Origin of the sequence: Streptomyces xiaopingdaonensis, from assembly GCF_000262345.1 — a bacterium.
Taxonomy (GTDB): Bacteria; Actinomycetota; Actinomycetes; order Streptomycetales; family Streptomycetaceae; genus Streptomyces; species Streptomyces xiaopingdaonensis.
This window is the reverse complement of record NZ_AJTQ01000135.1, coordinates 1-8,751: the sequence shown is the minus strand read 5'-3', so window position 1 is coordinate 8,751 and position 8,751 is coordinate 1. Positions and strand designations below refer to the sequence as shown.

The following is an 8,751-nucleotide window of genomic DNA, read 5'->3' as shown; positions in this document are numbered from 1 at the left end:
GCCGAGGGCGGCCGCCATGTAGTGGATCGGCGGCAGCTCGTCGACGAGGGTGGAGGCGGCGGTGGCGTGGACCGCGTGCGTGTGGACCACCGCGCGGGCGGCGGTGGTGCGGTAGATCGCCAGGTGCATCGGCAGTTCGCTCGTCGGCACCGCGGTGCCCGCCGTCACTTCGCCTTCCAGGTCGACGGCGCAGAGGTCGCCGTCGTCGAGGCGGTCGTAGGTGACGCCGCTCGGCGTCACGAGGACGGTGTCACCGACCCGGCACGAGACGTTCCCCGACGTGCCGACGACGAGGCCGTCCTCGACCGTGCGCCGGGCCGTGGCCACCAACTGGCGCCAGGCTTCTTCCATTTCGTACACCTCCTTCGGCAGGCTATCCCGCGCGTCCCCGGCGCGGGGCCGGGGGTCCGCCGCCGTACTTCGTGGAAGGGCGGGCTCCGTCACACGGTGCTACGTTGCGGACACGGACGGTTCCGGTGACCACCCGAGGAGGGCCCATGGCCCGATCACGCCTGCCGTACGGCCTGCCCACGCGCCGCGGCACGCTGCTGCACAAGGCCGGTTTCGTACTGCGCCACCCCGAGCGCGTCCCCACTCATCTGCGGCGGGCCGCGCGGGACGCCTGGCTGCGGGCCCGCCACCGCGACCACGTCTCGTACTACCGCGCGGTGATGGCATCGGATGCCGCGCGGAGTCCGGAGGGCGCGGTGGGCGGGCACGACGGCGAGGAGGTCTGGCTGCGCGTTGGCCGGATGCAGTTCGACTACCTGCGTGCGCACGGGCTCACCCCGCAGGACCGGATGCTCGACATCGGCTGCGGCAACCTGCGCGCCGGCTGGCGGTTCATCGCGTACCTGGAGCCCGGGAACTACTACGGGGTCGACATCTCGCCCGACATCCTCGTCGCCGCGAAGCGGACGCTCGTCCGGTACGGGCTGCAGGACCGGCTGCCGCATCTCGCCGTCACCGGCGACCTCACCTTCGACTTCCTGCCGGCCGGGCACTTCACGGTGGTCCAGGCGCACAGCGTCTTCTCGCACTCGCCGCTGTCGGTGATCGAAGAGTGCTTCGCCCACGTCGGCCGCGTCCTCGCCCCCGGCGGCCGCTTCGACTTCACCTTCGACCGGACGACAGGACGCGAACACCACGTGCTCCGCGAGGACTTCTACTACCGCACCGAGACGCTCGCCGCGCTCGCCGAACGCCACGGGCTCGCCGCGGAGTTCATGTCGGACTGGGAGCAACTCCCGCACCGCCAGTCGAAGATGCGGCTCACGCATGCGACGTCGGCCGGGGAAGGGGTGGGGCGTCGGTAGGTTGGGGCGGGGCGATTGCGCAGGGCGGGCCTCGGGGCGCCGACGTCACTTGCGCGCCCGGGAGTTGTGACCCGCCTTCGGGCAGTCCGGACGAACCGGTACGGGGGCGGTCGCTTCCTACCCCGGCAGCCAGGCGCGAAGGTGGTCCCAGATCCGGTTCACGGCTTCGAGCAGCCCCTCCACGCCGACGAACGTGGTGCGAAGACGCTCCAGAGCCGTCTGAATCCGGCCTGGCTCCCGCTCTTCTCCGGGGACGCGCAGCTCGCGGTCGACTTCGTCGAGATCGGCCAAGGCCCGGGTGCGAGCGTGGCCCGACAGCCCTTCAGCATCGGCAAGTGCCGCTCGCACCTGCTCCAGCAGCGCGAGTACAGTCGGCAAGTCCACTTCCGCCGATGTGGACCTACCCGATGTCGCGTTGTTCACCGTGCCGCCGAGCATGTCGCCGTGGACCGTGTGCGCCACGTTGCCAGCTCCGCGGGCGTCGATGGTGACGGACGGCTGGTTCCGCTTCTGCTCTGCCTCGTCCATACGCTTCCTGTCTCCAGCGAACTCTTCGAAAATCCGGTGTCCGCGACGGGTGAGCCGCCAGCGCTGTGCGTTGTCGTCGTAGAGGGCCAAACCCTCGCTGACCGCCCTGTTCCATGCGTGCCGGATCTCCGATGGTTCGAGGCGGGCCCACTCCGGAGTCCTCATCACCATGTCGATGGACGAGGAGTCCTTCGGCTTCCTTCGGAATTCCCGCAAGACGTGATCGAGGATCAGCTCGGGATCCGGCCTCCGGCGATCCGGGACCGGTTTTCTCGGCAGCGCGGACAGTGCCTCGCGGTCACGACGCAGCTCCTCCTCATGCTGCACGCGCCGCCTGACCGCGGCTTCCCGAGCGAGCCGCTGCGACGTGCGCTTCCGCGCATCATCGCGGAGGGCGACCAAGACGACCCCAACAACGAACAGTACGACCAGCGCCAGGATGCCGAGCCCCACCTGGGCGAACATCTCAGGGCCTACGACGTGAGCATCCGCTCGGCGCATCCTCGCTCCCGGACAGTGGGCAACTCCCCCCATTGTGAGCCCGGTTGGCGGACGGGAGCGACGAGCGCGGGCGTCGGACGTACACCTCGGCGCGCACGACGCCGACACGTGCACGTACGCGCGGCAGCGACGGCCGAACCCGCCGCCCGTCGCCGGTACCGGAGCCCGGTGGTGAACAGAGGGGAACGCGGGGCGCGCGGGGCCGCAGGAACGGTGTGACGCACGTTACACACGGGGGTGGAGTCGGCTGCGGATGTGCAGGTCAGCGGTGTATGACTCGGCATTCCGAAGACCGGGGGCGCTGGACACCCGGGCGCTGGGCCCAGTTCACCTTCCGTTCACCCACCGTCCCTACGTTCGGCCTGTCACTGCCCTTCGAACTGATTGTGCCTGGTGCATGGAACACATCACGCTTCTCATCGGGATCGTGATCGTCACGGCCTTGGTGTTCGACTTCACGAACGGTTTCCACGACACGGCCAACGCCATGGCAACGACCATCTCCACCGGGGCGCTCAAGCCCAAAGTGGCGGTGGGCATGTCGGCCGTGCTCAACCTGGTCGGCGCCTTCCTCTCGATCGAGGTCGCCAAGACCATCTCTTCCGGGATCATCGACGAAAGCGCCGGCGTCCGACCTGAAGTGATCTTCGCCGGGCTGGTGGGCGCGGTCATCTGGAACCTGCTGACCTGGCTCGCCGGACTTCCCTCCAGCTCCTCGCACGCCCTGATGGGCGGTCTGATCGGCGCCACGGTCGCGTCCGTCGGCATGGGCGCGGTCAACGGCGGGGTCGTCGTGATGAAGGTGCTCATACCCGCGCTGACGGCACCGCTCGTCGCGGGCATCGCGGCGACCCTCTCGACGAGGCTCACCTACCGCGTGGCGAGGAACGCGGACGAGCAGCAGACCTTCAAGGGCTACCGCGCGGGGCAGATCACCTCGGCTGCGCTCGTCTCGCTCGCGCACGGCACCAACGACGCGCAGAAGACGATGGGCGTCATCACGCTCGCGCTCGTCACGGGCGGCGCCCTCGCGCCCGGTTCGGACCCGCCGGTGTGGGTCATCGCGTCGGCCGGCATCGCCATCGCGCTCGGCACCTACCTCGGCGGCTGGCGCATCATCCGCACCATGGGCAAGGGCATCACCGACATCCAGCCGCCGCAGGGCTTCGCCGCCCAGACCAGCGCGGCGGCGACGATCCTCGCCTCCTCGCACATCGGCTTCTCGCTCTCCACGACGCACGTCTGCTCGGGCGCCGTGATGGGTGCGGGCCTCGGGCGCAAGGGCGGCGTGGTGCGCTGGTCGACGGCGGGGCGGATGGTCGTCGGCTGGGGGCTGACGCTGCCGGCGGCCGGACTCGTCGCCGCGGGTTCGGCGCTCCTCGCCGGGCAGGGCGACTGGGGCGTCGCCACCGTCGCGGTCCTCGCGCTCGTCATCTGCCTCGGCATCTGGGCCCGTTCGCGCCGCGAGCCCGTCGACCACACCAACGTCAACGACGACTCCGTCTTCGACGAGCCGAGCCCCGGCGCCGCGCTCCCCGAGCCGGAGCCGGCCGGCGTCGTGACCACCGCGATGCGCTCGGTCGCACCGCCGCCCGCAGGCGCCGCACAGAGCGGCGAGGCCGAAACCGCCGCCACGCAGGAGGCGTTGGCCGCGGTCGACGGCGCCCCGGAGCAGCCGCCCGCGGCCGTGCGCGCGGCCGAGACCGGTGCCGAGACGCCGCAGCGGGCCGGTTCGGCACCGCTGCTCCCCTGAACAGGAAGGCAGGACCATGCACATCGACTGGGGCGCGCTCGGCGAGGTCTTCGGTGTCAGCCTGCTGGCGACCGTGGTGCTCGTCGGACTCTTCACCGTCGGGATCGTCGGCGGCAGTACGCGCAGGGCCGACGGCAGCGTGCACACTCCGGCGCGGGTCGGCGCGTACGCCTGCTACGCGCTGTGCGCGGGGGCCGTCGCCTTCGGTATCTGGCTGATCGCCGCCTGACTCGCGCCAACTCCCCTGCGCGGGCGCCCGGTTCGCGATCGTACCCGTACGGAGGACGCCGCGGGGCCGGTGGAGCAGTGCTCCGCCGGCCCCGCGGCGTGTCTGCCCGCTCCGCGCCGTCGCAGGTCATGTGCGAGTTGACGGGTTCACCCCCGCGTGGTGAACTGCCGTTGCCGAAACGGCGGCAGGGAGGAAGCCGGTGCGAATCCGGCGCGGTCCCGCCACTGTCACCGGGGAGCGTCCCCCCAGGAAGCCACGGCCGACCACCGCGACGGTGCCGGCCGGAAGGCGGGGAAGGCGTGCAGAGCCGGGGAGCCAGGAGACTTCCACCGCCGGTCACGTCGAGCCAGGGCGAGGACCCTGAGTGAGGACACCTGCCATGCGTGGCTTCTCCGCCGTACGCCGCGGCGCCCCGGGCGCGACCCGCCCCCGCCGACGGACCACCGCACCCCGCGGGCCGGCGCGCGCCGGCGAGGCGGCGGACTGAGCATGCCGCGTCCGCCGTCCCCCGCGCCCGCACGCGCAGGGGATCACTTCCGTATCGGGGCGCGCCCCGAACTCGCGGGGCTCGTCCTCGGTTTCGCCGCCGACCTCGCCTTCGGCGACCCGCGGAGGGCCCACCCCGTCGCCGCCTTCGGCCGCACCGCCGCCGCGCTGGAGGCACGGCTGTGGCGCGACGACCGCGCCGCGGGCGCCGCCTACACGGTGCTCTGCGCCGGCGGCGCCGCAGCGGCCGCGGCGGCGCTCGCGCGCCTCGCACGCCGTGCGGGCGCTCCGGCGACCGCCGGACTCACGGCCGCTGCCGCCTGGAGCGTCCTCGGCGGAACGGGACTTGCGGCCGAGGCGCAGGCTGTCGGCGAAGCGCTCGGGCACGGTGACCTCGACGGGGCCCGCGCCCGCCTCCCGCACCTGTGCGGACGCGACCCGCAGGCGCTCGACGCCGACGGCCTCGCCCGCGCCGTCGTCGAGTCGGTCGCGGAGAACACGTCGGACGCGGTCGTCGGCGCCCTGGTGTGGGGGGCTGCCGCCGGGCTTCCGGGACTCGTCGGCTTCCGCGCCGTCAACACGCTCGACGCCATGGTCGGCCACCGCTCGCCCAGGTTCCGCCGGTTCGGCTGGGCCTCGGCCCGCCTCGACGACGCCGCCGGCTTCCCCGGCGCCCGGCTCACGGCCGCTGCGGCGGCGCTCGCGGGCCCGGAGCCGCGGGCCGCGCTCCGCGCCTGGCGGCGCGATGCGCACCGGCACCCGAGCCCCAACGCGGGCCCCGTGGAAGCCGCGTTCGCCGGTGCGCTCGGTGTGCGACTCGGCGGGACGCTCTCGTACGGAGGCCGCACCGAGCACCGCCCGGTGCTCAACGCGCCGGGCCGCGCCGTCGAACCGTCGGACATACCCCGTGCGGTGCGGCTCTCGCGGGCGGTCGCGTTCGTCTCGCTCGGTCTCGTCGTCTCCGCTCGCCTCGCCGCGGGCGCCCTTCGTCGCGGGGAGGGCCGGTGAGCGGCGGGCTGCTGGTGCTCGGCACCACCTCGGACGCGGGCAAGAGCGTGGTCACGGCGGGGATCTGCCGGTGGCTGCGGCGGCGCGGGTGGAACGTCGCGCCGTTCAAGGCGCAGAACATGTCCCTCAACTCGTTCGTCACGGCCGACGGTGCGGAGATCGGCAGGGCGCAGGCGATGCAGGCGGCGGCGGCAGGCGTCGAGCCGTCCGCGCTGATGAACCCGGTGCTGCTGAAGCCGGGCGGGGAGCGCAGCAGCCAAGTGGTGCTGCTGGGGCGGCCGGTGGGCGAACTCAGCGCACGCGGCTACTTCGCCGAAGGGGAGGCCGCGCCCGACCGTCCTGCGTTCCGGGGGCGGGGCGAGCTCCTCGGCACCGTCGTCGCGTGCCTGGAGGAGCTGCGGCGCACCCACGACGCGGTGATCTGCGAGGGTGCGGGCAGCCCCGCCGAGATCAACCTGCGCGGCACCGACCTCGTCAACATGGGACTCGCGCGGGCGGCCGGACTGCCCGCCGTGGTCGTGGGCGACATCGACAGGGGCGGCGTCTTCGCCTCGTTCTTCGGTACGACGGCGCTGCTGGCGCCCGAGGACCAGGCCCACCTCGCCGGGTACGTCGTCAACAAGTTCCGCGGGGACCGGGGGCTCTTGGCGCCAGGACTCGCGATGTTGGAGAAGCTCACCGGGCGGCCCACGCTGGGGGTGCTCCCCCACCGCGAGGGTATCGGCATCGACGCGGAGGACGGACTCTCGCTCGGCCGCGGCCGCTCCGCCGTGCAACCGCCGTACGGAAGCGAGGTGTTGCGCGTCGCCGTCCTCGCCGTTCCGCTGATGTCGAACTTCACCGACGTCGACGCGCTCGGCGCGGAACCGGGCGTCGCCGTCCGGTACGCCGAGCGGCCGGAGGAGCTCGACGACGCGGACCTGGTGGTGGTCCCCGGCACCCGCGGCACGGTCCGCGCGCTGGAGTGGCTGCGCGCCAGGGGGCTCGACGGCGCGCTTCGGAAGCGCGCGGCCGCGGGCCGGCCCGTGCTGGGGATCTGCGGCGGCTACCAGCTCCTCGGCGAGCGCATCGAGGACGATGTGGAGTCCCGCGCCGGCACCGTCGACGGGCTGGGGCTGCTCCCGGTCCGGGTGCGTTTCGCGGCGGAGAAGACCCTGGCGCGCCCGCACGGGTTCGCGCTCGGGGAGCCGCTGGAAGGGTACGAGATCCACCACGGCGTCGCGGAGGTCGACGACGGCGAACCCTTCACCGTCGACGCCGAGGGGCGGGCGATCGACGGATGCCGCGTCGGTTCGGTGAGCGGTACGCACTGGCACGGCGCCCTGGAGTGCGACGCCTTCCGCCGCGCGCTCCTCCGCGAGGTCGCAGGCGTGACGGGCCGCGACTTCACACCCGCCCCTTCGACGAGCTTCGCCGCGCTCCGCGAGGCCGAACTCGACCTGCTCGGCGACCTGGTGGAGGAGCACCTCGACACGGACGCGCTGCTCCGCCTCGTCGAGGAGGGCCCGCCACCGGGGCTCGACTTCGTCCCGCCGGGCGCCCCGTGAACCGGGAAGCGCCGCCCGCAGCACCAACCCGAATCGGAGGGTCATCAGCTATGGACACCCCGGGGAGCGCCCACGGCGCCTACCCGTTCTCCGCACTCGTCGGCATGGACGACCTGCGCCTGGCGCTCGTCCTCAACGCGGTCTCGCCCGCGGTCGGCGGCGTACTCGTCCGCGGTGAGAAGGGGACGGCCAAGTCGACGGCCGTACGGGCGCTTTCGGCCCTGCTGCCGCCCGTGCGCACGGTGCCGGGCTGCCGGTTCTCCTGCGACCCGCAGCGGCCCGACCCGCAGTGCCCCGACGGTCCGCACACCGTGCCCGAGGCCGAGGAGCGGGCGGCGCGGATGGTCGAGCTGCCCGTCGGCGCCTCGGAGGACCGGCTCGTCGGCGCGCTCGACATCGAGCGCGCGCTCGCCGAGGGGGTGAAGGCGTTCGAGCCGGGGCTGCTCGCCGAGGCGCACCGGGGCGTGCTCTACGTCGACGAGGTCAACCTCCTCCACGACCACCTCGTCGACCTCCTCCTGGACGCCGCCGCGATGGGCGCCTCGCACGTCGAACGCGAGGGGGTGTCGGTGCGGCACGAGGCGAAGTTCCTGCTCGTCGGCACGATGAACCCCGAAGAGGGCGAGCTGCGGCCGCAGTTGCTCGACAGGTTCGGGCTCACCGTCGAGGTGCGCGCCTCGCGGGAGACGGCGGAGCGGGTCGAGGTGGTGCGCAGGCGGCTCGCGTACGACGAGGATCCGGGCGGTTTCGCCGCCCGATGGAGCGCGGGCGAGCAGGAGTTGCGCGAGCGGATCGCGCTCGCACGTGACCTGCTGCCGCAGGTGCGGCTCGGCGACGGCGCGCTCCACCGGATCGCGGCCGTCTGCGCGGCCTTCGAAGTCGACGGCATGCGCGCCGACCTGGTGATGGCACGCACCGCGACCGCGCTCGCCGCCTGGGCGGGCAGGACGGACGTCGCCGCCGAGGACGTCCGCCAGGCCGCCCTCCTCGCACTCCCCCACCGGCGCCGCCGCAACCCGTTCGACGCACCCGGGCTCGACGAGGAGAAGCTCGACGAAGTCCTCGACGAGGCAGGCGCCGAGGCCCCCGACGACGGGCCCGACGACGACGGCCCGGGCGGCGGCGCGGAGCCGCCCGCCGAGCAGCCGCAGGGAGAGGCGGCGCAGGACGGCACCGGGGCCGAACCCCCCGAACTCCCCCAACAGCCCACGGGCGAGAGCGAGTCGGCGCCCCGCCAGGAGGCCCCGGAGCAGGAGGCGCCTGCCGAGCAGCCGGAGGCCGAAGCGGAGCCCGCGGACGGAGAGCACTCCGACGAGGGCACCCCCGCGAGGCCCGGCGCCGGCGGCGAGCAGCAACCGGCCCCCGTCGCCGCCCCGTTCCGCG

The 8,751-nt window shown here is 73.6% G+C and carries 8 protein-coding genes and 1 riboswitch; of the genes, 6 read left to right on the top strand and 2 right to left on the bottom strand.

Going from position 1 to position 8,751, the window contains the following annotated elements; genetic code table 11:
• On the bottom strand, positions 1-351 hold a 351-nt coding region (locus tag UWG_RS0110895; RefSeq protein ID WP_016907240.1), incomplete at its 3' end, for a class II aldolase/adducin family protein.
• A gap of 146 nt (positions 352-497) precedes the next feature.
• Here UWG_RS0110895 and UWG_RS0110890 point away from each other — a divergent pair.
• Complete coding sequence (locus UWG_RS0110890) at positions 498-1,316, top strand: class I SAM-dependent methyltransferase (protein ID WP_016907239.1); 819 nt, start codon at positions 498-500, stop codon at positions 1,314-1,316.
• A 117-nt stretch (positions 1,317-1,433) separates the two neighbouring features.
• On the opposite strand, the gene UWG_RS0110885 is transcribed toward UWG_RS0110890, so the two are convergent.
• Complete coding sequence (locus UWG_RS0110885; RefSeq protein WP_016907238.1) at positions 1,434-2,309, bottom strand: hypothetical protein; 876 nt, start codon at positions 2,307-2,309, stop codon at positions 1,434-1,436.
• A gap of 433 nt (positions 2,310-2,742) precedes the next feature.
• On the opposite strand from UWG_RS0110885, the gene UWG_RS0110880 reads away from it, so the two are divergent.
• The 5 genes from UWG_RS0110880 to UWG_RS0110860 all read left to right on the top strand — a co-directional run.
• On the top strand, positions 2,743-4,098 hold the full coding sequence (locus UWG_RS0110880; protein ID WP_016907237.1) for an inorganic phosphate transporter: 1,356 nt from the start codon (positions 2,743-2,745) through the stop codon (positions 4,096-4,098).
• A gap of 16 nt (positions 4,099-4,114) precedes the next feature.
• On the top strand, positions 4,115-4,327 hold the full coding sequence (locus UWG_RS0110875; RefSeq protein ID WP_016907236.1) for a hypothetical protein: 213 nt from the start codon (positions 4,115-4,117) through the stop codon (positions 4,325-4,327).
• 143 nt (positions 4,328-4,470) lie between these two features.
• Positions 4,471-4,672: riboswitch (cobalamin riboswitch) on the top strand.
• 144 nt (positions 4,673-4,816) lie between these two features.
• On the top strand, positions 4,817-5,821 hold the full coding sequence (locus UWG_RS0110870) for a cobalamin biosynthesis protein (protein ID WP_016907235.1): 1,005 nt from the start codon (positions 4,817-4,819) through the stop codon (positions 5,819-5,821).
• Positions 5,818-7,368 (top strand): cobyric acid synthase, encoded by a 1,551-nt coding sequence (locus tag UWG_RS0110865; protein ID WP_016907234.1) that lies wholly within the window; start codon positions 5,818-5,820, stop codon positions 7,366-7,368. The genes UWG_RS0110870 and UWG_RS0110865 overlap by 4 nt, the downstream gene beginning before the upstream one ends.
• A gap of 50 nt (positions 7,369-7,418) precedes the next feature.
• Positions 7,419-8,751: magnesium chelatase ATPase subunit I (locus UWG_RS0110860; protein ID WP_016907233.1), on the top strand; the 1,333-nt coding region annotated here is incomplete at its 3' end.